Annotated in this window: 25 protein-coding genes; 14 read left to right on the plus strand and 11 right to left on the minus strand. The window is 66.0% G+C overall.

The window, feature by feature from the left end:
• Positions 1–114: 114 nt before the first annotated feature.
• Positions 115–717, minus strand: coding sequence for a hypothetical protein (locus KUG38_RS01685; RefSeq protein ID WP_216918765.1), 603 nt, complete (start codon positions 715–717; stop codon positions 115–117).
• A gap of 140 nt (positions 718–857) precedes the next feature.
• Here KUG38_RS01685 and KUG38_RS01690 point away from each other — a divergent pair, with 140 nt between their 5' ends.
• From KUG38_RS01690 to KUG38_RS01705, 4 genes are read left to right on the plus strand one after another with little or no spacing between them, the layout of a single operon-like run.
• Entirely contained in the window at positions 858–1,370 is a 513-nt protein-coding gene (locus tag KUG38_RS01690) for a hypothetical protein (protein ID WP_216918766.1), read from the plus strand.
• Positions 1,367–1,771 carry a hypothetical protein gene (locus KUG38_RS01695; RefSeq protein ID WP_216918767.1) on the plus strand — a complete coding sequence of 135 codons (405 nt, stop codon included), beginning with the start codon at positions 1,367–1,369 and terminating at the stop codon, positions 1,769–1,771. Before KUG38_RS01690 ends, KUG38_RS01695 begins: the two co-directional genes overlap by 4 nt.
• Positions 1,758–2,252 carry a GspH/FimT family protein gene (locus KUG38_RS01700; RefSeq protein WP_216918768.1) on the plus strand — a complete coding sequence of 165 codons (495 nt, stop codon included), beginning with the start codon at positions 1,758–1,760 and terminating at the stop codon, positions 2,250–2,252. The genes KUG38_RS01695 and KUG38_RS01700 overlap by 14 nt, the downstream gene beginning before the upstream one ends.
• Before the next feature lie 40 nt (positions 2,253–2,292).
• Positions 2,293–2,859 carry a PulJ/GspJ family protein gene (locus tag KUG38_RS01705; protein WP_216918769.1) on the plus strand — a complete coding sequence of 189 codons (567 nt, stop codon included), beginning with the start codon at positions 2,293–2,295 and terminating at the stop codon, positions 2,857–2,859.
• A 57-nt stretch (positions 2,860–2,916) separates the two neighbouring features.
• Here the strand turns inward: KUG38_RS01705 and KUG38_RS01710 are convergent, their stop codons facing one another.
• From KUG38_RS01710 to KUG38_RS16835, 4 genes are all read right to left on the minus strand, one after another.
• A complete protein-coding gene (locus KUG38_RS01710) occupies positions 2,917–3,627 on the minus strand; it encodes a class I SAM-dependent methyltransferase (RefSeq protein WP_216918770.1) in 711 nt (236 codons plus the stop codon).
• 125 nt (positions 3,628–3,752) lie between these two features.
• Positions 3,753–5,915, minus strand: a complete 2,163-nt coding sequence (locus KUG38_RS01715; protein WP_216918771.1) for an O-linked N-acetylglucosamine transferase family protein — start codon at positions 5,913–5,915, stop codon at positions 3,753–3,755.
• A 696-nt stretch (positions 5,916–6,611) separates the two neighbouring features.
• Positions 6,612–7,031, minus strand: coding sequence for a type II secretion system protein (locus tag KUG38_RS16830; RefSeq protein WP_286195528.1), 420 nt, complete (start codon positions 7,029–7,031; stop codon positions 6,612–6,614).
• A 173-nt stretch (positions 7,032–7,204) separates the two neighbouring features.
• The gene (locus KUG38_RS16835; RefSeq protein ID WP_286195529.1) at positions 7,205–7,624 is read right to left on the minus strand and encodes a type II secretion system protein; all 420 of its coding nucleotides are present in this window, start codon (positions 7,622–7,624) and stop codon (positions 7,205–7,207) included.
• 302 nt (positions 7,625–7,926) lie between these two features.
• On the opposite strand from KUG38_RS16835, the gene KUG38_RS01730 reads away from it, so the two are divergent.
• A complete protein-coding gene (locus tag KUG38_RS01730) occupies positions 7,927–9,318 on the plus strand; it encodes a sensor histidine kinase (protein WP_216918772.1) in 1,392 nt (463 codons plus the stop codon).
• On the opposite strand, the gene KUG38_RS01735 is transcribed toward KUG38_RS01730, so the two are convergent.
• Both KUG38_RS01735 and KUG38_RS01740 read right to left on the minus strand, forming a co-directional pair.
• On the minus strand, positions 9,287–10,003 hold the full coding sequence (locus tag KUG38_RS01735) for a response regulator transcription factor (protein WP_216918773.1): 717 nt from the start codon (positions 10,001–10,003) through the stop codon (positions 9,287–9,289). The genes KUG38_RS01730 and KUG38_RS01735 overlap by 32 nt on opposite strands.
• Before the next feature lie 2 nt (positions 10,004–10,005).
• Positions 10,006–10,701, minus strand: coding sequence for a response regulator transcription factor (locus KUG38_RS01740; RefSeq protein WP_094586123.1), 696 nt, complete (start codon positions 10,699–10,701; stop codon positions 10,006–10,008).
• A gap of 443 nt (positions 10,702–11,144) precedes the next feature.
• Here KUG38_RS01740 and KUG38_RS01745 point away from each other — a divergent pair, with 443 nt between their 5' ends.
• Positions 11,145–12,005: an ABC transporter permease gene (locus tag KUG38_RS01745; protein ID WP_216918774.1), complete on the plus strand. Its 861-nt coding sequence runs from the start codon at positions 11,145–11,147 to the stop codon at positions 12,003–12,005.
• Between the two features lie 60 nt (positions 12,006–12,065).
• Entirely contained in the window at positions 12,066–12,344 is a 279-nt protein-coding gene (locus KUG38_RS01750) for a hypothetical protein (RefSeq protein ID WP_216918775.1), read from the plus strand.
• Here the strand turns inward: KUG38_RS01750 and trmH are convergent.
• Complete coding sequence (gene trmH, locus KUG38_RS01755) at positions 12,286–12,975, minus strand: tRNA (guanosine(18)-2'-O)-methyltransferase TrmH (protein WP_190610934.1); 690 nt, start codon at positions 12,973–12,975, stop codon at positions 12,286–12,288. The two genes, KUG38_RS01750 and trmH, sit on opposite strands and share 59 nt — an antisense overlap.
• A 59-nt stretch (positions 12,976–13,034) precedes the next feature.
• Here trmH and KUG38_RS01760 point away from each other — a divergent pair, with 59 nt between their 5' ends.
• Complete coding sequence (locus KUG38_RS01760) at positions 13,035–13,454, plus strand: MGMT family protein (RefSeq protein ID WP_216918776.1); 420 nt, start codon at positions 13,035–13,037, stop codon at positions 13,452–13,454.
• Positions 13,451–14,869, plus strand: a complete 1,419-nt coding sequence (locus KUG38_RS01765) for a 16S rRNA (cytosine(967)-C(5))-methyltransferase (RefSeq protein ID WP_216918777.1) — start codon at positions 13,451–13,453, stop codon at positions 14,867–14,869. The genes KUG38_RS01760 and KUG38_RS01765 overlap by 4 nt, the downstream gene beginning before the upstream one ends.
• Here KUG38_RS01765 and KUG38_RS01770 read toward each other — a convergent pair.
• From KUG38_RS01770 to petP, 3 genes are read right to left on the minus strand one after another with little or no spacing between them, the layout of a single operon-like run.
• Positions 14,866–17,055, minus strand: a complete 2,190-nt coding sequence (locus KUG38_RS01770) for a transglycosylase domain-containing protein (RefSeq protein ID WP_216918778.1) — start codon at positions 17,053–17,055, stop codon at positions 14,866–14,868. The two genes, KUG38_RS01765 and KUG38_RS01770, sit on opposite strands and share 4 nt — an antisense overlap.
• Positions 17,052–18,068 (minus strand): chlorophyll synthase ChlG, encoded by a 1,017-nt coding sequence (gene chlG, locus KUG38_RS01775; RefSeq protein ID WP_216918779.1) that lies wholly within the window; start codon positions 18,066–18,068, stop codon positions 17,052–17,054. Before chlG ends, KUG38_RS01770 begins: the two co-directional genes overlap by 4 nt.
• 13 nt (positions 18,069–18,081) lie before the next feature.
• Positions 18,082–18,294 (minus strand): cytochrome b6f subunit PetP, encoded by a 213-nt coding sequence (gene petP, locus KUG38_RS01780; RefSeq protein ID WP_094586115.1) that lies wholly within the window; start codon positions 18,292–18,294, stop codon positions 18,082–18,084.
• A 43-nt stretch (positions 18,295–18,337) separates the two neighbouring features.
• On the opposite strand from petP, the gene hisF reads away from it, so the two are divergent.
• The 5 genes from hisF (at position 18,338) to KUG38_RS01805 (ending at position 21,391) form a co-directional block, all read left to right on the plus strand.
• Positions 18,338–19,135, plus strand: a complete 798-nt coding sequence (gene hisF, locus KUG38_RS01785; protein ID WP_216918780.1) for an imidazole glycerol phosphate synthase subunit HisF — start codon at positions 18,338–18,340, stop codon at positions 19,133–19,135.
• An 80-nt stretch (positions 19,136–19,215) separates the two neighbouring features.
• Complete coding sequence (locus tag KUG38_RS01790; RefSeq protein WP_094586113.1) at positions 19,216–19,539, plus strand: hypothetical protein; 324 nt, start codon at positions 19,216–19,218, stop codon at positions 19,537–19,539.
• 30 nt (positions 19,540–19,569) lie between these two features.
• Positions 19,570–20,271: a bifunctional demethylmenaquinone methyltransferase/2-methoxy-6-polyprenyl-1,4-benzoquinol methylase UbiE gene (ubiE, locus tag KUG38_RS01795; RefSeq protein ID WP_216918781.1), complete on the plus strand. Its 702-nt coding sequence runs from the start codon at positions 19,570–19,572 to the stop codon at positions 20,269–20,271.
• Positions 20,272–20,333: 62 nt separating this feature from the next.
• On the plus strand, positions 20,334–21,212 hold the full coding sequence (gene glyQ, locus KUG38_RS01800; RefSeq protein WP_190610942.1) for a glycine--tRNA ligase subunit alpha: 879 nt from the start codon (positions 20,334–20,336) through the stop codon (positions 21,210–21,212).
• Positions 21,209–21,391 (plus strand): hypothetical protein, encoded by a 183-nt coding sequence (locus KUG38_RS01805; RefSeq protein WP_159815919.1) that lies wholly within the window; start codon positions 21,209–21,211, stop codon positions 21,389–21,391. The genes glyQ and KUG38_RS01805 overlap by 4 nt, the downstream gene beginning before the upstream one ends.
• The last annotated feature ends 2 nt before the right edge of the window (positions 21,392–21,393 follow it).

Consider the following 21,393-nt stretch of genomic DNA (forward strand, 5'->3'; position numbering starts at 1 on the left):
TCTGTACAGGATGTACAGATCTGGACATTCTCCTGGCCGCGCCTCCATGTCCCCTGGCTGCGCCTCAAAGTCCCCCAGCCGATGGCGCGAGTCCGCGCGGCCCACCACCCTTACCTAGTCCGTCGAGCGGCGCCGGTGCTGATGGACGGGCCCGGTGGCGTCGGTGCGGAAGAACAGGCTCGGGGTGAGGCCCACCCGCCGCATCTGGCGCCGGCCGCGGAGCTGCATCACCACCAGCCCGGCGCCGGTGACCCCCTGCAGCAGCAGGGTGGTGATCAGGCGCACGGGGTTGAGCAGGTGCTGCTGCATCGGGGGGAGGGGCGCCAGCTGCCGCTGGCTCACCAGGGTGGCGGCGTCATGGATGGTCACCGCCGGCAGCAGCAGCAGCAGGATCAGCCCCAGGGGCAGCAGGGCCCCGTGCAGCGCTCCGGTCCAGGGTTGCTCGCGGCGGTCACGCCGATGGCCGCCGCCGACGAGGTACAGGGCGAAGCCCACAGGCAGCAACGGCAGGGCGGGGGAGAGGCCGATCAGGCCGTTGAGCCGGCCGGCGGGAGCCTCGACGCTGGCGAAGCTGCCCGCCATCAGCAGGGTGCTCAGCTCCAGCACCAGCAGCAGCAGCCCCACCAGCCGCAGCTGGCCCAGGGAATAGTCCAGCTGGTGGCGATTGACGATGCTGTCGACCTCATCGCGGGTGTCCCTGTGCCGGCGATCGTTCATGGGGCGCTGGTGCGTCATTCCCTTGGCAACACTGACAGGCGAAGCCCGGATCAGGAGCTCTCAAGCCAGATCTGAAACTCTGCCGGCGGCAGCCCGTGACCCCACGGGGGAACCCTGAAAAGGCGTTCGCTGTCATCGCCATGCCCTCGTTGCACCGCCACCGATCCGGGGAGCGGGGATTCGCCTTGCCCCTGGCCATGGGGGCGTCCCTGGTGCTGCTGCTAGGGAGCCTCTCGGCCCACACCGCCAGCCTGCAGCTGCGTCTGCAGGGGATCCGGGAGCAGCAGCAGCGCCGGGCGGAGGACCGGCTGGCCTCGGCGGGCCAGCACCTGCTGGCGGAGCTGCACCGCAGCCATCCCTGCCTGCTGGCGCTGCCGCTGCCGCAATGGGATGTCCAGGGCCTGGCCTGCGCTCCGGCCCAGGCGATCGCGGCCCTGCGGCAGGGCCAGGTGCTGGGGGGCTCCTACCGCCTGGTCGCCTGGCGCCCGGAGCTGCAGCCGGCCGAACTGCTGCTGGAGCTGGCCGCCGCCGGGGGCGAGCCGGCGCGGCAGGGGGCGTTCACGGTGCAGCTGGTGCCGGCCCAGCCACCCACCCAGCCCCAGCCGCAGATCACCGACGTGCGGCTGGTGGGCCTGCGGGGGGTGGCGCCATGAGCCTGATCGAACTGCTGACCGGATCGGTGTTGTTCACCGCCGCGGCGGGATCCTCCCTGCAGCTCTGGGCCCTGGCGGGCGCCGCGGCCGTGGCCGAGCAGCGCCAGCAGGAGCGGCTCGAGCAGGCGGAAGCCGCCCTGTCGCGGGCTGAAACCTCCCTGCGCGCCCTGGCCCCTTCGGCTGGCGACTGCACCACGGCGACGGCCCAGCTGCTGCAGGCCCTGGCGGCCCAGCCCCTGGCCCCGGGGCTGGCACGCCAGCTGGAGGTGTCCCCCAGCGGAGACGGGGTGGTGCTGCGGATGGCGGTGGCCGGGGAGGCCGAACCGCGCCAGCGGCTGTACGCGCCGGCAGCCTTCGGGCGTTGCGGCATCCCGCAGGGAGGGGGCGGTGGCACACCCTGAGCCGGGGGGCTTCACCCTGCCGGAGACCCTGCTGACGCTGGTGCTGGTGGGACTGCTGGCCCAGCTGGGGCTTACCTCCGCCAGCCGGGAGCTGGCCCTGGCTCGGCTGGAGGGGGCCAGCCGCCGGGTGATGGTGGGGCTGGAGCGGGGCCGGGATGCCGCCCTGCGCAGCGGCCGCCCCTGTGCCCTGAGCCTGGAGGCCACGGGCTGGCGGGAGCCCCAGGCGGGCGGCCTGCCGGCCTGCGAGGGGGCGGCCCTGGAGCTGGGGGAGGGGATCGGCGGGCTGGATGTGACGGTCAGCCACAACCTGCCGGCGGCGGTGCGCTTCACCAGCAACGGCCTGATCATCGACGGCGGCACCGTGCTGCTGCGTACCGAGGGCACCGATCTGGTGCGCTGCGTGGTGGTGGCCCTGCCCCTCGGGGTGACCCGCCTGGGACGGCAGGGGCCGGGCGGCTGCCTGCCGGATCCCCACAGCTGAGCTGCCCGATCCCCTACCCCGAGGTTGTGTCATGGCATGGGTGCGTTCGAGCCGGAGCCCCGCAACGGGGCCGGCGGGTTTCTCGCTGGCGGAGCTGCTGGTGGCTATGAGCCTCGGGCTGCTGCTCTGGGGGGTGGTGCTACAGGCCCTGGTGGCGGATGGCCGGCAGGTGGAGCGCCTGGTGCGGCAGGTGCGGGAGCGGGGCCAGCAGCGGCGGGTGCTGGCCCTGCTGCGGGGGGATCTGCAGCGGGCCACCCGGGTGGACCTGGCCCTGGGGACCGGTGCCGCCTGCGCCCTGGGGGGCCGGGATCCGGTGCTGCAGCTGCAGACACCGGCCGGCCCGATCACCTACACGGTGGGCAGCCCACCGAGCGCCATCTGGCGCCGGCGGGTGCTGATGCGTTGTGGTCCGGCCTTCGGGCTGGAGGGGGAACCGAGCGCCGGAGCGGCCCAGAACCGGGTGCTGCTGGATGGGCTCAGCCTGCCGGGGCTGGAGGCCACCGTGGAGCCCGACGGCCTGCTGCATCTGCGACTGCGGCAGGAGTTCGAGCCCTCAGGGGGTGGAACCCAAAGGATCGAGACGGAGGTGCGGGTGGGGGGGCTCTGATAAGCCCGTTGAATGTCTATTCTCGGCGTTGGGATTGATCAATCACTCATCTGGTCGTCAATCTCTGTTCATGGAGTCGATGACGAGAGTCAGAGCATCCTCCTCATTCATCAAGTTGTAGCTCTCCTGGTTTCGAAGAAACCACAGATAATCCAGCGAAGGCATGTTCAGCGCGCCAACGTCCGAGAGGATGGGTGAAGTTTGAGACGGCTTTTTGGAGCGCCAGACAAGGGCTTGTGGATTCCCGTCGGTGATGATCGTGCAGTAGCTGAGGAGCGGGTGGAATGTCCGGATTAGGGGTATAATTTTATAGGTGTCACCGTGCCAAGCATTGCTTGGATCATTGGCCATGAACTGACGCATCATGATAGCCTCGACTTGATCGCGATTGCAGGAGAAAACATCACTTGGAAAAATGTCATCCAGCAGAATCACGGATCGTTCATGAGTAGCAAGCAGGCTGTTGCAGAAATCTCTGTAGGTTTGGTCCCAAGTGTGGAGACCATCTAGAAAGATAAAGTCAAATGTTTCACCGTTCCAATGATTCTGGAAGAATTCATCACTGGTGATCTGAAGAAAATGAGACGCGGGTTCAGCTTGTTTCCCTTCCTCTACATTGAAAGTAAATGCGGGATCGACTGCCGTCTTTGATGAGGCAGTTACTTCAAAGAATGTGAGCCCACTCTCTACCCCTATTTCAAGATATCTTGAAGGTTTATTGATGGCATCTAGAAGCGAGTTAATCCTTCTTGCGGAGTAATTGTACATGGTTGAGGTAGGAGCGACGTGGAGGATAGGGCAGGGCAAGGGAGTTTGGAGCTAGTAGCTCGACGACCCCACTGCATTGCATGCTGACTGATACCGATAACGCCAGCATGAATAAGTCAACAGGTTTACGTTGCTTTGGCTAGCTGATGAAGGAACTCCTCGCAGGATTTGATATGGGAGTAATCATTGTAAATTGTTCCCATGCTCTTTGATTGAATTTCCTCCCTAAGCCTAAGCCTATACTGACCGTCTTTCATGAGTCTTTCAAAGAGTGATATATATTCGCTCTTGCTGTTTGCGATAGGCGCATCATTGATTTTTGCATACTCGTACGAGCGTGATACAACAGCAGATCTTAAAGTGTTGCCGCGCAAGGTGATGCAGGGTGGGCCGCACCAGGCCGTCTCAATAAATGTTATTCCAGCACCATAATGGATCGGATCTAAATTCAGATCGAGAAGGTGGTTGAGGCTGTGATAGTCACTCATTGCCATTCTCTGCACAAAACAGATTTGCTTGTGTGCTGTCGGAGCAGATCTCTTTATTCGTTGAACGAAGCGTTGGTTCAATACATCACTTTCTGATGCCGCGATAATGATGAGAATCGACTCATCAATCCTTGCAATCTCTTCTAGGTAGGAGTCAAAGTCTGGATGAATCTTGTGGAGTGTTTGTAAGCACCCTACAAGGAAGCGGTCTGGAGGGAGCAAGAAGTAATCCGTGCTCTTCTCGATGAGTGAAGACCTGTCAACGTCAAAGTAACCGAGATAGCCATCTATGGATGCAAGGGTCTCTGTGTACTCGTTCTGTCCCTCGCAGTCATGGAAGATATTGGATCGCAGGTAGTAATCAATCTCGGAAAGTCCTGTCGTGTGGGGAAGCCCCCATCCTGTCACTTGATACGGCGCAAGTCGAACCATGGGTAAGATCCCGTCAAGAGGATTCATGCCAATATCCGTAATAAAGTTGATGTCAAGCTCTAAATCCGCAATCTGCTTACATGCACTTCCAAAATCAGAAGCAAGGTATATGACGCGATCGGCATACTCATTAAATTCAAGATGCGCCATGTCTTTCTTGACGCCATGTCTGTGAATCAATATAACCTCAAAAAGGTTACGACTTAGCTTTTGGATTAACCCTGTATGGGCTTGAAGATTGCTATGCTGAAAGAAATTTCTTGAAGTGAAGCCGATTCTTGTTCGATTTGATGCGTTTCGAAGGATTGGGGTAGACGAACCAAGCTTGTTTATTGGTGAGTGGAAAGAATAGTTTTCTTGGATGACCTGATGGGCGACTGATCGGATAAGGCGATAGTAGGTTTCCAAGAGCCACCTAAGATCGATACTGCCCTGATAGGCCAGATAAAATGTGTGACAGATAGGTGTAGAATAGGCTAGGGAAGCGATTAGCCCAACTGATTTCGTCTCGGTAGAGTAAGCGTCAAGATTCGCGATAAAAGACTCAAGAGACTCCGACAACTCATCTGCTGAACCAGCTACCTGCGGCATGGTGAATAGCATATTCAACTTGCTCACTTCGTCACTGGTGATCTCATGAATGAGCGAATATGCTTTTCGTGCAGCCTTCCAGTTTGCCTCTCCGTTCAGAGCTTGACCAAGAATATCCAGTGCCTCCACATCCTGCCTGTCGGATTTCAGAAGATGGCAGGCATATCGTCTGGCTGGGTAGAGGTAACCGGTGTTAAGGAGGATGCGAGCAGCGAGTTTAGTGGACGCAGAGGAGCACCTCCCAGTAGCTTGGTCAGTCTGTATTTGGCGCATGGCTGTTGGTAAATCATCTTTTCTGAAGCTGATGTAGGCGGATATGAAACTGAGCTCTTCCTCTGCATATCCATATCTGTTCTTGACTTCATCAAGAAAGAATGACTGCATCGCTTCGTCTTCAAATGCAGAAACAATGACTGCAGCTTCAGTGGGAGTCAGCCGAATATTGTCGATGTAATCCAAGGCGCTGGCGATGTCTGATGACTTAAGTGATAGGCTCTTCACCGAATTAGAAATGACGACGATCAAGTCGCCACGAAACGAGCCACTGCTGTGTAGCAGCTTTAGTGCTGATAAGATGGATGCACGGTAATGACCACTCTTGCCCAACGCGGTTGGGAGAACCAGATCAAACTCTCTTGTCTGTCTTGCGATTGGCCTTCGATGGCTTAAGGCAAGTAGTGCCGCCTTGCGATATTCTCCAACTCTGCAGAAAAAGCATGCTCTCTTCTCTTCCTCCTGCATCTGTTCCTCTTGGCTGCCGGGGCTGCTGGCATTCATGAGCAAGAAGAAAATCTAATATAATCTTAGCAAAGACCCTCCTGACGGAGATTTAGCTGCTTTCTCCTTCCTCGGATGGATGAAGATACCCTTAATGCACTGCTGGTCCGGTTTCGTCGCCATGTCCTGAAGTGCGGCAGCTTGCCTGATTGGTTGCTGCTCTCGCTGAGCAGTCTCTCCCGTCACGCGTTGATGAAGCACTGGGTCAAGGAATAGAGGCTAAGGCCGCATGAAGGCCCACAATGTCGTCGTTGAACTTTTTCTCCCTTCGTCATCGTGAGCCTGTGGAGGACAAAGATGTCAGACAGAGGAAGTGATCTAGACAGTTTAGCTCGGTGTGGGATGTTGAACGGTGCCACCAACAACTAGGCGAGCGGAGTTGCTTCGCCAGATTTGCCCCTACAGCTGTTTGCTCCTTGCTCCTTGCTACTTCCGCTCGGCTTCTGCTGTAAGGGATCTGGTTGTTCAGTTCGATTCCGGAGATAGGGTCAATCTACTGGAGATCTTTCGCTCAAAATTCGGACTTTGATCACAACCACCTCAGAGCAGGCATCTCCATGGCAAGCCTGATCTGCAAGCGATCCGCCTCATTCATTGCCTTTCGAGCCTGGAGGAAAAAGCGGGTTCGCCCACTCGCTCACGTGCCGCTTTTTCCGTTGAATGGGCTAAAGCCTATGGAATGAGAATTGAAGCTGTTTATGACAGGGTGCAACTGAGGTTCCCATTGGTCGCCACAGTGATGACCGCTTTTGAGGCTCCAGCCGAAGTCGCGGCAAGGCATCGGAGTCCTGAGACGGTTCCACCCCAGGTACCTGAATAGGTTTGCGACGCAGTGGCGTTACAGGTGAAACCACCACCAGTAGGTGCAATGCCAACGCCACCGGATCCCTTGAAGGCGGAGCATTCTTTGGCGAGGCCAATTAGCTCGCCGATCGCAGCGCCTGCAGCAGCGGCATTACGCGCACCTAGGAAATTGGGCAGGGCCACTGCGGAGAGGATACCCACGATAGCCACTACGATCATCAGCTCGATAAGAGTGAAGCCTTGGGCCACCTTCAATTTCCTCTCACGCAGGCTGCTCATCAAGGCCAGTTTGGTCTTGGCGGAGATGTTCATTGAAAAGGACCTAGGCTTATTGAATCTAAGAGGATATGCAAAAGACTCGAGACGGTAATTGAGTCAGATGCACACTATCGTAATGATGTATGTGCCCCAATGCAAGTCTGATGACAAGAAAAAATAAAAAAGCCCCAGTTAGGGGCTAAAGGCCTTGACTCGAAAACTGAGTATCAGGACAGGGCACAGCTGAGGCCACCATCAGTCGCCACAGTGATGACTGCTTTGGATGCTCCAGCGGAAGTGGCGGCGAGGCACCTGAGGCCGGAGACGGTTCCCCCCCAAGTAGCCGAGTAAGTCTGCGAAGCAGTGGTGTTACATGTGACATCACCGGTGGTAGGAGCAACTCCGACACCACCTGATGCTTTGAAGGTGGCGCATTCCTTGGCAATGCCAACGATTTCGCCGATGGCAGCACCTGCAGCAGCGGCGTTACGGGCGCCAAGGAAGTTCGGGAGCGCCACTGCGGAAAGGATGCCCACAATCGCCACAACGATCATCAGCTCGATGAGGGTGAAGCCTTGGGCCACTTTCGACTTCTTTTCGCGCAGGCTGCGCATCAGCGCCAGTTTGGTCTTGGGGGAGATGTTCATTGGAAAAGCTTCGAAGCGCTTAGCACAACCCACTTTATGCACCGAAGGCACTTCCGTCCATGCCGCACCCCTTGCAGTGGGCTGAGGGGCATTGTTGTATTCCCTAAGCTTCGGAACCCTTTAGGGGACGGGGTTCCGCCGGTCTTGCACCCCGTCTTTCTGTGGCGGAGTGGCGGCCTTTTCATTGTCCACTACGATCCAATTGGAGCCGGATCTCGCCCAGGTCTAATGTCCTTCTAATGAAACTGATGGGCTTTTCTCGGTTGCCGGGCCTGTTCCGCTGGCCTTCCAAAGCGTTTTCGATGCGCCGGCGGCTGCTGGGGCTCAGTCTGCTGGCCGTTCTGGGGGGCTACGCCCTCCTGATCGGCGCCACCGCCCTGCTGGCCAGCCAGGAGCGACGCGACCAGCACCGTGCCACCGCTGCCAGTGTGCGGCAGGTACTCCTCTCGCGCCGGCCCGTGCCACGCACCCTCAACGAGATCAGTGACGCCCTGGCACGGCTGATCAGCCCCAACTTCCTTGGCTGGGTCGAGACCGACCAGGGGGTCCCCTATGGGGCGGCCGACCAGATCCGCCTGTTCTCCATCCCCACCGGCGTGCCGCTGACGCGACTGCCGGCCCAGGGAAACCGCTCCGGGCAGGTGGCCGTGCTGCACTTCGGGGAGCTCACCTATCTCACCAGTTCGGAGCAGATCTATCTCGGGGCAAGCACGGTGCGCCTCCGCTTCCTGGAGGACATCACCCAGAAGATCGCCCAGCAGCGGCTGCTGCTCACCGTTCTGATGGTGGCCGCCGGCCTGGCCACCTTGTTCACGGGTCTGCTGCTGAGGCCGGTGCTGGTGCGGGGCCTGGCTCCCTTGCATGATCTGGGGCTGCGCATGCAGGCGATCAGTTCCGACACCCTCGACACCCAGCGAGTGTCCGTGGCCGCCCAGCCCCGGGAGCTGGCACCGATCGCGGTGGCCTTCAACGATCTGCTCGATCGCCTCTCGGCCTCCTGGGAGCGCCAGCGTGGCTTCGCTAACGGGGTGAGCCATGAGCTGCGCACCCCCATCAGCCTGATTCGCAACTACGCCGGGCGCCTGCGCCGCCGCTCCCACGGGCTGTCGGAGGAGGACGCCGCTCAGCTGGCGCTGATCGAGGAGGAGGCAGGCCGGATGGGGAAGCTGGTGACGGACCTGCTGGCTCTCACCCGCATCGATGCCAACCGCACCTTGATGCCTTTCGAGCCCTTTGATGTGGCGCATGCGATCGAGCGGGTGGCGGAGCGGCTGCGTTCCCGCTGCCACGGCCGCCTGCGGATCTCCCCCGGCGCCACCCAGGGTTCACGCACCTTCGCGCTCGGGGATGCCGACCGCTTCGAGCAGTGCCTGGCGAATCTGATTGAAAACGCCCAGAAATACGATCCCAGTGGCGGCCCGATTCAGCTGCGGCTCGATGCCAGCCTTGATCGGGTGGTGGTGCACGTGATCGATGCCGGCCCGGGCGTTCCCGACCGCGAGAAGACGCTGATCTTCGAGCGTTTCGGCCGGGGGCGGAACACCGGTGCCATCCCCGGCAGTGGGGTGGGCCTGGCGGTGGTCAAGGCGCTGATGGAGGCGATGGGGGGGAGCGTGTCGGTGGCGGATTTGCCGGAGGGGGGCGCCGATTTCCAGCTGCGCCTCAAGGGCGCGGCTCCCCTTCACGCAGCATGAAGCCCACGCCGCGCACCGTCTGGATCAGGGTGGGAAGACCTTCCGGCTCGATCTTGCGGCGCAGGTAACGGATGTAGACGCCCAGCAGGTTCTCGTCGCCGAAGTGGTTTTCGCCCCACACTTCGCGCAGGATCTCCTCCCGCTCCACCACCCGTCCGGTGCCGCGCAGCAGGCAGAGGAGCAGGTCGTATTCGCGCACAGAGAGAGAAATCGCCTGGCCCGCACGGATCACCTCCCGGGTGGCGGTGTTCACCGTGAGGTCGGCGCAACGCAGCAGATCGGATTCGGCCACCCCGCGCCAGTAGGAGGTGCGCCGCAGCTGGGCGCGGATGCGGGCCAGCAGCTCCTCGATGGAGAAGGGTTTGAGAATGTAATCGTCAGCCCCGGAATCGAGCGCTTCGACGCGGTCGCGGATGTCGTCGTGGCAGGTGAGCATCAGCACGGGGGTGATGTCACCGCTGGAGCGCAGCCGACGGCAGATCTCGACGCCGCTGAAATCGGGCAGCGTCCAGTCGAGCAGCACCAGATCGGTGCTGGCGTCCCTCAGGTGCATCAGTGCCCCCTGGCCGTCTTCGGCTTCGGTGACGTCGTAGCCCTCGCAGTTGAGTTCCCCGGCCAGGAACGTGCGCATGCGCTGGTCATCCTCGACGATCAGCAGCCGCGACTGGGTGGTGGCCTCCGCCATCCTCAGCGGGGCGGCCCTTCCTTCAGCATGAAGCCGACGCCGCGCACCGTCTGGATCAGGGTGGGCTGGCCGGCCGGCTCAAGCTTGCGGCGCAGATAGCGGACGTAGACATCGAGGAGATTGTCGTCGCCCAGCCAGTTCTCACCCCAGAGCGCATCGAGGATCGCCCGCCGCTCCTGCACCTGATTGGGGTGGCGCAGCAGATGCATCAGCAGATCGAACTCCTTGGCCGTGAGGTGAATCGACTCTCCGCCCCGCGCCACTTCCCGGCTGGCGGGATTCACCTCCAGATCGGCCATCCGCAGCAGGCCGCCTTCCTGTTCATCGATGCCGCTGCGACGCAGGCGGGCCCGCACCCGGGCCAGCAGTTCCTCGATCGAGAACGGCTTGATCAGATAGTCGTCGGCGCCGGAATCGAGCGCCTCCACCCGTTGCTGCACCTCATCCCGGGCGGTGAGCATCAGCACGGGGGTGGAGATGCCCCCTTTGCGCATCCGCCGGCACACCTCGACGCCGCTGAAATCGGGCAGGTTCCAGTCGAGGAGCACGAGATCCCAGGTCTGGCTGCGGATCCGGCCCAAGGCCTGCTGGCCGCAGGAGGCTTCTTCACACTCGTAGCCCTCGACCGCCAGCTCGGAGGTGAGGAAGCCGCGCATTTCAGGGTCGTCGTCGACGATCAGGAGGCGGGCGCTGGTCATCTGATCGGAAAGGCTGAACGACGCTCGGCCACGATGGAAGTCAGCACTCTGGAGTTGAGTGGCGCATATGATGCACATTATACCAGCGTGAGAATTCACCTGCAAGCACACCTGCAGGCACTCTTGCAACGCGGTAGAAATCCCATTGCATCACTGCCACCTTCCTGTAGGCCCGGTGAGTACGGCCCGATGTCGATCCCCGCGGCTTGGCTTGACGTCGGCGCCGTCAGAGGCATAAATTCCGCCGCACATCACGGCTGCCGGAGTTATTCAGTGACTCCGCTGATCGGCAGGCCGCCACAGTGGCAATGGGCAAGGTTACTCTTCTGGCGATCCTCCACAGCTTCCGGCGTTCCTGATCTGCGCCCGTTTGAGCGCAGATGCGCACGACTCCGGGGCATGCCCGTCCACTTGTGATACCAAAGTCCACTGGTGATGCCGACATGGAGGCCCCCCGGGTCGGAGGCGCCACCCTCGCGGAACGGATGGCGCGCTGGGGCCTGGCGATCGTGGTCGTCTACGGGCTGATCGCCCTGGCCACCCCGCTGCTGGTGCACGGGGGCCTGCTGAGCGATCCCAACGCGGGCCTGGAGAACCCCATCTACGCACCGCCCTCCTTCGGCCATTGGTGCGGCACCGATCGCCTCGGCCGCGACGTCTGCGTACGCACGCTCTCCGGCAGCAGCGTCGCCCTGCAGGTGGTACTGACCGCCCTGGTGCTCGCCCTCGCCATCGGCGTTCCCCTCGGCATGGTGAGCGGCTACCTCGGCGGCGGGGTCGACCGTCTGCTGGTGCTGGTGATGGACACCCTGTACACCCTGCCGGTGTTGCTCCTCTCTGTTGTGCTCGCCTTCCTGCTGGGCCGGGGTCTGCCCAACGCCGCCGCCGCCCTCTGCGTGGTCTACGTGCCCCAGTACTTCCGGGTGGTGCGCAACCAGTCGGCCCAGGTGAAGGCGGAGCTGTTCATCGAGGCGGCCCGCTCCCTGGGGGCCGGCCCCGCCTGGATCATGCGCCGCTACCTGTTCCGCAATGTGATCACCTCCGTGCCGGTGCTGCTCACCCTCAATGCGGCCGATGCGGTGCTGGTGCTGGGGGGGCTGGGTTTTCTTGGGCTCGGACTGCCGGAGACCATCCCGGAATGGGGCAGCGATCTGCAACAGGCGTTGACGGCGTTGCCCACCGGCATCTGGTGGACCGCCCTGTTTCCGGGGCTGGCCATGTTCGTCCTGGTGCTCGGCCTGTCCTTCCTGGGCGAGGGCCTGGAGAACTGGCTGAGCGGCGTTTCGGCCGGTGAGCGCGGCTGAATGTCTCCGGGCCGACACCGAAGGCCTGGGGTAGCGTTCCAGTGAACGGCGGCTGCGGCGATGCCCTGGTGGTTGGATCTGGCCCTGCTGGCGCTGGCTGTTGCCCTCTGGCAGAAGGCGGGCAACACGCCCGACGACGTCTGGAGCGTCTTCCAGAAGTTCCTGGCCTTCGTGGCCGTGCTGGTGGTGCTGCTCGGCGGCCGCCAGCTGCTGCTTGAGATCCTGGCCCTGGGGCTCACCTTCTGGCTGCCGAGCGCCGCCCGCTTCGACGGCGGCCCCCTCAACAGCGAAGCCGCACGGTCCGCGGAAGCTCCTCGAGGATGGCGCCTTCCGGGCTGAGGGCCGGATAGGGGCGCCCCTCGCGGCGGCACCAGTCAGCCACCTGCGGGTAGGCCCACTCGAACAGCAGCCGGGTGTACTGCTCCGGCGCCAGCCCTTCGCCCCGGCTCGGCAGGCCGCCCTTCGCCTGCCGCTGCCGCAGCGCCTCGAACAACAGGATCGCGGTCGCCACCGACACGTTGAGCGACTGCACCATGCCCACCATCGGAATCACGATCGCCTGGTCGATCGCCGCGGCCGTCTCCTCGCTCAGGCCCCACTTCTCCGCCCCCAGCACGAAGGCCGTGGGGCCGGTGAAGTCACAGTCGCGGTAGTCGACCGCCTGTGCCCCCAGATGGGTGCCGTAGAGCCGGAAGCCGCCGGCCTTGAGCTGGGCGATGGCGTCGCTGCTGCTCCGGTGCCGGTGCAGCGCCACCCACTTCTGGCTGCCCAGGGCCGTGCTGTTGAAGGTGGGCGTGCGCCCCGGGAGGCTGACGGAATGGGCTTCGAGCACCCCGACCGCATCGCAGCTGCGCAGGATCGCCGAGAGGTTGTGGGGCTTGTCCACCTGCTCCAGCAGCAGCGTCAGATCCCCCATGCGGCGATCGAGCACCGCGCGCAGGCGCTCGAAGCGGCGGGGCAGCAGCGGCATCGGCGTGGCAAAACGCCATCATCGGCGTTGCCCTCCCTGTCCCCCGCGCCGCGTCCGCCATGGCCAGCCCGGTTGCCGCCGACTCCGGACGCCCCTTTGACCGTCGCGTCTACGCGATGGTGGCCCACATCCCCCCCGGCCAGCTGGCCACCTACGGCCAGGTCGCCGAGCTGATCGGGGCCTGGGGCTGCGCCCGCCAGGTGGGCTGGGCCCTGCGGCGCCTGCCCCTGCCCTCCGAGGTGCCCTGGCACCGGGTGGTGAACGCCCAGGGGCGCATCGCCATGAGCCCCGGCCGCGAGGGCAGCGACTGGATGCAGCGGGAGCTGCTCCTGGCCGAGGGGATCGCCGTGGCCCCCGACGGGCGCCTGCCCCTGGCCCGGCACCGCTGGCACCCGCCCGCCGCGCTCCTGCCGGAGGCCGGCGACGCCTGGACCCCCGAGCCCCCAGGCCCAGCCCTGCGGTCCTGTACAAAGGATTGATCCGTCCCGGGAGCCCGCCGATTCACGCCAGCGACGTCGTCCCCGGCCTGGCCTCCCGGCAGCTGGCCTGGCAGGTGCTGCAGGCGGTCGCGGCCGGCGCCTACGCCGACGCCGCCCTGGAGCGGGAGCTGGCCTCCCTGGCCCGCGCCGGCGGTGGCCTGTCGCCCGCCGACCGCGCCCTGGCCACCGAGATCGCCTACGGGGCCATCCGCCAGCGGCGGCTGCTCGACGCCTGGATCGACGCCCTCGGCAAGGTGAGCGCCCAGCGCCAGCCCCCGGCCCTGCGCTGGCTGCTGCACGTGGGGCTCTACCAGCTTCTGTTCAGCGACCGGGTGCCGGCGGCGGCGGCGGTGAGCACCACGGTGGCGCTGGCCAAGCGCGCCGGCCTGGCCAAGCTGGCACCGGTGGTGAACGGCCTGCTGCGCTCCCTGCTGCGGCGGCGCGAGGGGCCGGTCGGCACCGGACCCTGCCAGGAGCCCTGGGATGGGCTGACGCTGCCGGCTGACCCGGCCGCCGCCCTGGCCGTGCGCCGCTCCCTGCCCCCCTGGCTCAGCGCCGGGCTGCTCGACTGGCTGCCGCCGGAGCGGGCCGAGGCCTTCGCCCTTGCCTGCAACGCGGTGCCGCCCCTCGACCTGCGGGTCAATGGCCTGCGCACCACCCGGGACGCCCTGCTGCAGCGCTTCACGGACGCCGGCGTGACCGCCCGCGCCCTGCCCGAGACCCCCCATGGCCTCACCCTGCTGGAGCGGGTGGGCGATCCCCGCGAGCTGCCGGGCTATGGCGAAGGGCTCTGGTGCGTGCAGGACCGCAGCGCCCAGGCCATCGCCCCCCTGCTCGACCCCCGACCCGGCCAGCGGATCCTGGATGCCTGCGCCGCCCCGGGGGGCAAGAGCACCCACCTGGCGGAGCTGATCGGCGACCGGGGCGAGGTGTGGGCGCTGGATCGCTCCGAAGCCCGGCTGCGGCGCGTGGATCGCAACGCCGAGCGGCTGGGCCTCACCACGATCCGCTCCCTGGCCGCCGACGCCACCGGCCTCGGGGAGCTGAAGCCCCACTGGCAGGGCCATTTCGAGCGGATTCTCCTGGATGCCCCCTGCTCGGGACTCGGCACCCTGGCCCGCCACCCCGATGCCCGCTGGCGGATCACCCCCGATGCCATCGACGGGCTGGTGATCCTGCAGCGCCAGTTGCTGGAGGCGATGCTGCCGCTGCTGGCCCCCGGCGGCCGGCTCCTCTATGCCACCTGCACGGTGGAACCGCGGGAGAACGGCGCCCTGATCGCCGCGCTGCTGGCGGCCCATCCGGACTGGACCCTGCTGGAGGAGCGTCAGTGGTGGCCCACTCCCGCGGCGGCGGAGTGCGGCGGTGGCGACGGCTTCTATGCGGCGCTGCTGCGGGGGCCGGGGGCCGCCTAGGGCGGTGGCGGTGGTGCGGCGACGGGGGGCGGTGGCGGCAGGGGGGCGGCGGGTTCCGGCGGTGGCGGCGGGGGTATGGCCGCGTCGCGGGAGCGGGGTGCGGCGACGGGATTGTTCGGCGGCGCCGACGGGGTCGGCTCGCTCTGGGTGGGCGGCTGTTCCGTGGAGGGCTCCCGCTCGGGGGGATCGGTGCGGCTGGGCTCCTGCTCCGGCGGCTGCCAGCGCTGGGTCTCGCGGCTGCCGCTGTCCTCCGGTCGGGCGTCGCGCTCGGTGGTCTTCTTGCCCGGCACCGGCTTGAAGGTGCCGGTGAGCTTCGGCTTGGGCGGGAACTTCTGCACCGGCATCCCCTTGGTCACCGGTTCCATGAACGTCCGCCAGGCGTAGGTGGCCAGCACGCTGGTGGTGCCCGTCTCCCGGTTGTTGTCGTACCCCAGCCAGACGCCGGTGGTGAGCTGGGGGATGGAGCCGATGAACCAGAGATCCCGCCCCCCTTCCGAGGTGCCCGTCTTGCCGGCCACCGCCCGGTCGGCCAGGGCGGCGCCGCCGCCGGTGCCGCCCTGCACCACCTGCTGCAGCATCCAGACCATCGCGTCGGCGATGTCGCTGCTCACCGCCCGGGTGCCGCGGGGACCGTTGGCCCGGCGCGACCAGAGCAGCTCCCCTTCCGGCCCGTAGATCTCCTCGAAGGGCAGCGGCTGGATGTACACGCCGCGGTTCACCAGCGCCGCATAGGCCGCCGTCATGTCGAGCACCGTCTGCTCGTTGGCGCCGATCGCCATCGACAGGTAGCGGCCCAGTTCCCGGTGGATGCCGAGGCTCTTGGCGGTGGCGATCACCGGGTCATAGCCCAGCTTCTGGAGCAGCCCCACCGCCACGATGTTGAGGGAGTTCTGCAGGGCCGTGGCCAGGCTCACCCGGCCCATGTAGCGGTTGCCGAAGTTCTTGGGGCAATAGCTGCCGAAGCAGCGGGCCGAATCCAGCACCGTGTCCTCCGGCTTCATCCCCAGCTTGAGGGCCGTCAGATAGACGAACAGCTTGAAGGTGGAGCCCGGGGAGCGCAGCGCCTGGGAGGCCCGGTTGAACTGGGTCTTCTCCCAGTCCTTGCCCCCCACCATCGCCCGCACCAGCCCCGTGCCGGGCTCCATGGCCACCAGGGCCCCCTCCATGCTGCCCGTGGCGTAGGAGTCGATCGTCTTCTGGGCCTGGGCCTGCCAGGCCGCATTCAGACCGCTGCGGATCGTGAGCCCGCCCACCTCCAGCTGCTCCTTGCTGAGCACCTTGGGCAGCTCCTGCTCCAGCCAGCTGGTGTACCAGGGGGCCGGGTTGTAGAAGAACTTCGGTTCCGCCGGTTTCAGCGCCAGGGGGGCGGCGTCGGCCCGCTGCAGCTGCTCATCGTCGATGAAGCCCGCCTCCCGCATGCGCTGCAGCACGATCGAGCGCCGCCGCAGCGCCACCTCCGGATTCACCAGGGGCGAATACACCGAAGGGGCCGGCGGCAGGCCGGCGATCAGCGCCGCCTCCGGCAGGGTGAGCTGGTCGGGACGTTTGGAGAAGTAGATCCAGGCCGCATCGGAGACGCCGTAGGCGCTGGAGCCCAGGTAGACGTAATTGAGGTACTGCTCGAGGATCTGCGCCTTGCTCAGCTGGCGCTCGATCTTTCCGGCCAGGGCCGCTTCCTTGAGCTTCCGCATGATCGTGCGGTCCTGGCTCAGGAACACGGTGCGGGCCAGCTGCTGGGTGATCGTGCTGGCGCCCTCCTCGACGGCACCCTGCTGGACGTTGCGCATCACGGCCCGGCTGATGCCGAGCAGATCGATGCCGTCGTGCTGGTAGAAGCGCCGGTCCTCGGCGGCCACGAAGGCGCGCTGGATCAGCAGCGGCATCTTGCCGGCGGGAAGTTTTTCGCGGGTGGCCGGCCCCTTCTTGAGCACCACCTGGCCGTCGGAGGAGAGGATCGTGATCGTCCCCGGCCGGTTGAAGCTGGTGATGCGGCCCGCATCGGGGAGCATCCCGTCGAGGGCGCGCACCAGGGTCGTCTGCCCCAGGGCCACCACTCCGCCGACGGCGGTCGCCGCCAGGGCCGGGGCGAGCAGGCGCCAGCCGGAGCGTCGCTTAGGCCGGCTGGGTGGCGGCTCACCGGGTTGCCGCGGGCCGCTGGTGGCCGTGGACAGGCCCACCCTGGTCATGGCAGCGTTGCCGTCAGCGCAGCGATGCGGGTCAGATCACTGTGGCCGATGGCCAGGGCGGTGACAAGCATCCCCAGCACCAGGAACGGCTGGGCGCTGGCCTGGTACTTCACGTCGAAGGCGACGGGATCGCGCAGCAGCCAGATGTCCTGGAAGGTGATCTGGGGAATGATCAGCAGCACCAGAAGCACGGCGGCGAAGTGCTGGCCGATGGCGATCAGCACCGCCACCATCGCCAGCTGGAAGATGTCGATCATGCCGGCACTGATCCAGCTGGCCCGCTGGATTCCGAACACCACAGGCAGCGATTGCAGGCCCAGGGCCCGATCCCCTTCAACGCTCTTGAAGTCGTTGACGACGGCGATGCCCAGCCCCGCCAGGCTGTAGGCCAGGGTGAGCAGGGCCGTGCCCCAGGTGAGCTGGCCGAACAGGGCCTGGCCCGCCCACCAGGGCAGGGCGATGTAGCTGGCGCCCAGGGCGTAGTTGCCCAGCCAGCCGTTCTGCTTCAGCTTCAGCGGTGGCGCCGAATAGATGTAGCTCACGAACGAGCCGCCCAGGGCCAGCAGCAGCAGCACCGGCGTGCGGTGCCCGGCCCAGACATCCAGGCCCCAGGCCACGGCCAGCCCGGCCAGCAGCAGCACCACGATCTGCAGACGCACCTGGCCGAGGGGGATCGCCCCGGAGGGAATCGGCCGGTAGGGCTCGTTGATCGCGTCGATCTCGCGGTCGTAGTAGTCGTTGATCGTCTGGGTGTAGCCGGCCAGCAGCGGCCCGCTCATCAGCATGCAGGCCACGGACGCCCCCACCTCGGCGAGGGTCCAGTGGAAGTTGCCGGAGGCCGCCGCCCCGCAGATCACCCCCCAGATCAGGGGGATCCAGGTGACGGGCTTCATCAGCTGCAGCCGGATCTTCCAGATGTTGGAGGTGCCGGCGGCGCCCTTCATCCCGAGCAGCTGCCGGGCGCCACCGGAGACGCCTGGGGAGCCGGCGCTGGGTTCGGGGCTCTGGCTCATGGGTTGGGCCGTCTCAGGCAGGGGTGATTTCGTCGTCGAAGAACCAGGTGGTGGTGCCGCCGCTGAGCTCCACCACCACACCGATGCCGGTGCCGTCGGTGACACGGAAATCCTTCACCGTGCCGGTGGCATCGGCCTTGAGGGCGGCCACCAGGCCGGCCGGGATCCGATCGCGCACGCGGGTGACCCGCACCTTCGAACCGATGGTGATGCCAGCCTGGGCCATGTCCGGCGCGATTAGAAAGTCGCGCAACCCTAACAGCGAACCCGTGGTAGCCAAGCGGATCATCCCCTGTCTCGACGTGGCCGACGGCAGGGTGGTGAAGGGGGTCAATTTCGTCGGGCTGCGCGACGCCGGCGACCCGGTGGAACTGGCCTGCCGCTACAGCGCCTCCGGGGCCGACGAACTCGTCTTCCTCGACATCGCCGCCAGCCACCAGGGCCGCGCCACCCTCGTCGACATGGTGCGCCGCACCGCCGAGGCGGTGACGATCCCCTTCACGGTGGGGGGTGGCATCGTCAGCGTCGATGGCATCACCGAGCTGCTGCGAGCCGGCGCCGACAAGGTGAGCCTCAATTCCTCAGCGGTCCGCACCCCCGAGCTGGTGACGGCCGGCGCCGATCGCTTCGGCTGCCAGTGCATCGTGGTGGCCATCGATGCCCGCCGCCGCCCCAGCGTCGGCGAGGAGCCCCCGGGCTGGGACGTGTTCGTCAAGGGGGGGCGGGAGAACACCGGCCTCGATGCGGTGGCCTGGGCCCGCCGGGTGGTGGCGCTCGGGGCCGGGGAGATCCTGCTCACGTCCATGGACGGCGACGGCACCCAGGCGGGCTACGACCTCGCCCTGACCCGGGCCGTGGTGGAGGCCGTGGAGGTGCCGGTGATCGCCTCCGGAGGCGCTGGCTGCATCGACCACATCGCCGCCGCCCTCGAGGTCGCCGGTGCCTCGGCCGCCCTGCTGGCTTCCCTGCTGCACGACGGGGTCCTCACCGTCGAGGAGATCAAGACCGATCTGCTGCAGCGGGGCCTGCCGGTGCGGCCCCTGCTGACGGCCGTAGCGGTGGGATGAATCGCTCGCTGCAGCGGCGATCGCACCGCCTCCCTCAGGCGCCGTAACATTGAGTAACGTCCGTGGCCTCCGGTGCATCGTTGAACGCCTTCCTGCTGCTGCCGACGCCCCTGTTCACGGTCATCGCGCTGGTGGTGGTCGTGGTGGTGATCGCGCTGGTGGCCTGGGCGCTCCAGTTGATGCAGGCCGCCACCGACCGCCGCGAGTTCTCCCTGATGCTCGCCGGTTGCATGGTCTGCTCGGCGGCGGTGGGCCTGGCCACGGTGATGGTGCTCACCTTCACCAGCCCGGTGCGGCTCGAGGCCCGTGGTCTGGCGGCCCCCGACCATGAGGTGACCGGCGTCAGCCTGGATGCGATCGTGCTGCCCTGGGACGACTCCCTCACCCTGCAGGGCAAGGGCTGAAGCCCGATCCCACCCCCGATCCACCCCGATTTGGCCACCGTTGATCCCCGGCAGATCAGCGATCTGTTCGACACCATCGCCCCCCGCTACGACCAGCTGAACGATCTGCTCAGCCTGGGGCTGCACCGGCTCTGGAAGCGTCAGGCCCTGCTCTGGTTGCGCCCCCGCCCCGGCCAGCGCCTGCTGGACCTCTGCTGCGGCACCGGCGACCTGGCCCTGGTGCTGGCCTCCCGCGTCAGGCCCGGCGGGCTGGTGCTGGGCCTGGATGCGGCCGCCGCCCCGCTGGCCATCGCCGAGGGCCGGGCGGCGCGCCAGCCCTGGTTGCCCCTGCAGTGGCAGCAGGGCGATGCCCTGGCCACCGGCCTGGCCGACGGCTGGGCGGATGGGGCGGTGATGGCCTACGGCCTGCGCAACCTGGCCGATCCCGCCGCCGGCCTGGTGGAGCTGCGGCGCCTGCTGCGGCCCGGCGGGCGGGCGGCGGTGCTGGATTTCAACCGGCCCGATCCGGCCTCAGTGCCGGCGGCCTTCCAGCGCTTCTACCTGCGCCGCCTGGTGGTGCCGGCCGCACGTGCCGTGGGCCTGCCCGAGCAGTACGCCTGGCTGGAGGAGAGCCTGGCCCGCTTCCCCACCGGCCCGGCCCAGGAGGAGCTGGCCCGCGCCGCCGGCTTCGCCGCGGCCCGCCACCGCCCCCTGGCCGGCGGCCTGATGGGGTTGCTGGAGCTGCAGGCCTGAGGCGATCTGGCAGCATCAAACCGACTTCCCTGCCGTCCTGGCCCGTACCCGACCGGCGCACCATGCTCTTCCAGGACATCATCGCCAGCCTCAACCGGTTCTGGGCCGACCAGGGTTGCCTGATCCTGCAGCCCTATGACACCGAGAAGGGCGCCGGCACCATGAGCCCCCACACCGTGCTGCGGGCGATCGGCCCGGAGCCCTGGGCGGTGGCCTACCCCGAGCCCTGCCGGCGCCCCACCGACGGCCGCTACGGCGACAACCCCAACCGGGCCCAGCACTACTTCCAGTACCAGGTGCTGATCAAGCCCTCCCCGGATGCCATCCAGGAGACCTACCTGGCCTCGCTGGAAACCCTGGGCATCCATGCCGCCGACCACGACATCCGCTTCGTGGAGGACAACTGGGAATCCCCCACCCTCGGGGCCTGGGGCGTGGGCTGGGAGGTGTGGCTCGACGGCATGGAGGTGACCCAGTTCACCTATTTCCAGCAGTGCGGCGGCCTCGATTGCCGGCCGGTGTCGATCGAGATCACCTACGGCCTGGAGCGGCTGGCGATGTACCTCCAGGACGTGGAGAGCATCTGGGACCTGCGCTGGAACGGCGAGCGCAGTTACGGCGACATCTGGCTGCCCTTCGAGAAGGGGCAGTGCACCTACAACTTCGAGGCCTCCAATCCCGAACGCCTGCTGCAGCTGTTCGCCCTGCATGAGGCCGAGGCCGCCGATCTGGTGGCGGCCGGGCTGCCCGCCCCGGCCCTCGACCACGTGCTCAAGTGCAGCCACACCTTCAACCTGCTGGAGGCCCGCGGCGTGATCTCGGTGACCGAGCGCACCGCCACCATCGGCCGCATCCGCCACCTGGCGCGCCAGGTGGCCGAGGCCTGGCTGGAGGAGCGCCGCGCCCTGGGCTTCCCCCTGCTGAACGAACCGCCGGCGTGAAGCGCACCCTGCTGGTGGCGGTGCTGGTGCTCGGCGCCTTCCAGGCCGGCCGCCTCACCGAACGGGCCATCTGGCCCTGCCGGCTGCGGCCCCTGGCTGCCCTGGTCGCGCCGCTGCTGGGTCAGGAGCTGCCCAGCCCCCAGCTCTGTGAACTGATGCTCAAGCTGCCGAGTTTCTGAGG

The sequence above is a fragment of the Synechococcus sp. CCAP 1479/9 genome (genome assembly GCF_019038535.1).
Classification (GTDB): domain Bacteria; phylum Cyanobacteriota; class Cyanobacteriia; order PCC-6307; family Cyanobiaceae; genus Cyanobium.

What these genes read in the sequence shown, in the direction of transcription:
- KUG38_RS01685 (WP_216918765.1), bottom strand. Translation starts at nt 717, where the DNA reads ATGAACGATCGCCGGCACAGGGACACCCGCGATGAGGTCGACAGCATC.
- KUG38_RS01690 (WP_216918766.1), top strand. Translation starts at nt 858, where the DNA reads ATGCCCTCGTTGCACCGCCACCGATCCGGGGAGCGGGGATTCGCCTTG.
- KUG38_RS01695 (WP_216918767.1), top strand. Translation starts at nt 1,367, where the DNA reads ATGAGCCTGATCGAACTGCTGACCGGATCGGTGTTGTTCACCGCCGCG.
- KUG38_RS01710 (WP_216918770.1), bottom strand. Translation starts at nt 3,627, where the DNA reads ATGTACAATTACTCCGCAAGAAGGATTAACTCGCTTCTAGATGCCATC.
- KUG38_RS01715 (WP_216918771.1), bottom strand. Translation starts at nt 5,915, where the DNA reads ATGAATGCCAGCAGCCCCGGCAGCCAAGAGGAACAGATGCAGGAGGAA.
- KUG38_RS16830 (WP_286195528.1), bottom strand. Translation starts at nt 7,031, where the DNA reads ATGAACATCTCCGCCAAGACCAAACTGGCCTTGATGAGCAGCCTGCGT.
- KUG38_RS16835 (WP_286195529.1), bottom strand. Translation starts at nt 7,624, where the DNA reads ATGAACATCTCCCCCAAGACCAAACTGGCGCTGATGCGCAGCCTGCGC.
- KUG38_RS01730 (WP_216918772.1), top strand. Translation starts at nt 7,927, where the DNA reads ATGCGCCGGCGGCTGCTGGGGCTCAGTCTGCTGGCCGTTCTGGGGGGC.
- KUG38_RS01735 (WP_216918773.1), bottom strand. Translation starts at nt 10,003, where the DNA reads ATGGCGGAGGCCACCACCCAGTCGCGGCTGCTGATCGTCGAGGATGAC.
- KUG38_RS01740 (WP_094586123.1), bottom strand. Translation starts at nt 10,701, where the DNA reads ATGACCAGCGCCCGCCTCCTGATCGTCGACGACGACCCTGAAATGCGC.
- KUG38_RS01745 (WP_216918774.1), top strand. Translation starts at nt 11,145, where the DNA reads ATGGAGGCCCCCCGGGTCGGAGGCGCCACCCTCGCGGAACGGATGGCG.
- KUG38_RS01750 (WP_216918775.1), top strand. Translation starts at nt 12,066, where the DNA reads ATGCCCTGGTGGTTGGATCTGGCCCTGCTGGCGCTGGCTGTTGCCCTC.
- trmH (WP_190610934.1), bottom strand. Translation starts at nt 12,975, where the DNA reads ATGCCGCTGCTGCCCCGCCGCTTCGAGCGCCTGCGCGCGGTGCTCGAT.
- KUG38_RS01760 (WP_216918776.1), top strand. Translation starts at nt 13,035, where the DNA reads ATGGCCAGCCCGGTTGCCGCCGACTCCGGACGCCCCTTTGACCGTCGC.
- KUG38_RS01770 (WP_216918778.1), bottom strand. Translation starts at nt 17,055, where the DNA reads ATGACCAGGGTGGGCCTGTCCACGGCCACCAGCGGCCCGCGGCAACCC.
- chlG (WP_216918779.1), bottom strand. Translation starts at nt 18,068, where the DNA reads ATGAGCCAGAGCCCCGAACCCAGCGCCGGCTCCCCAGGCGTCTCCGGT.
- petP (WP_094586115.1), bottom strand. Translation starts at nt 18,294, where the DNA reads ATGGCCCAGGCTGGCATCACCATCGGTTCGAAGGTGCGGGTCACCCGC.
- glyQ (WP_190610942.1), top strand. Translation starts at nt 20,334, where the DNA reads ATGCTCTTCCAGGACATCATCGCCAGCCTCAACCGGTTCTGGGCCGAC.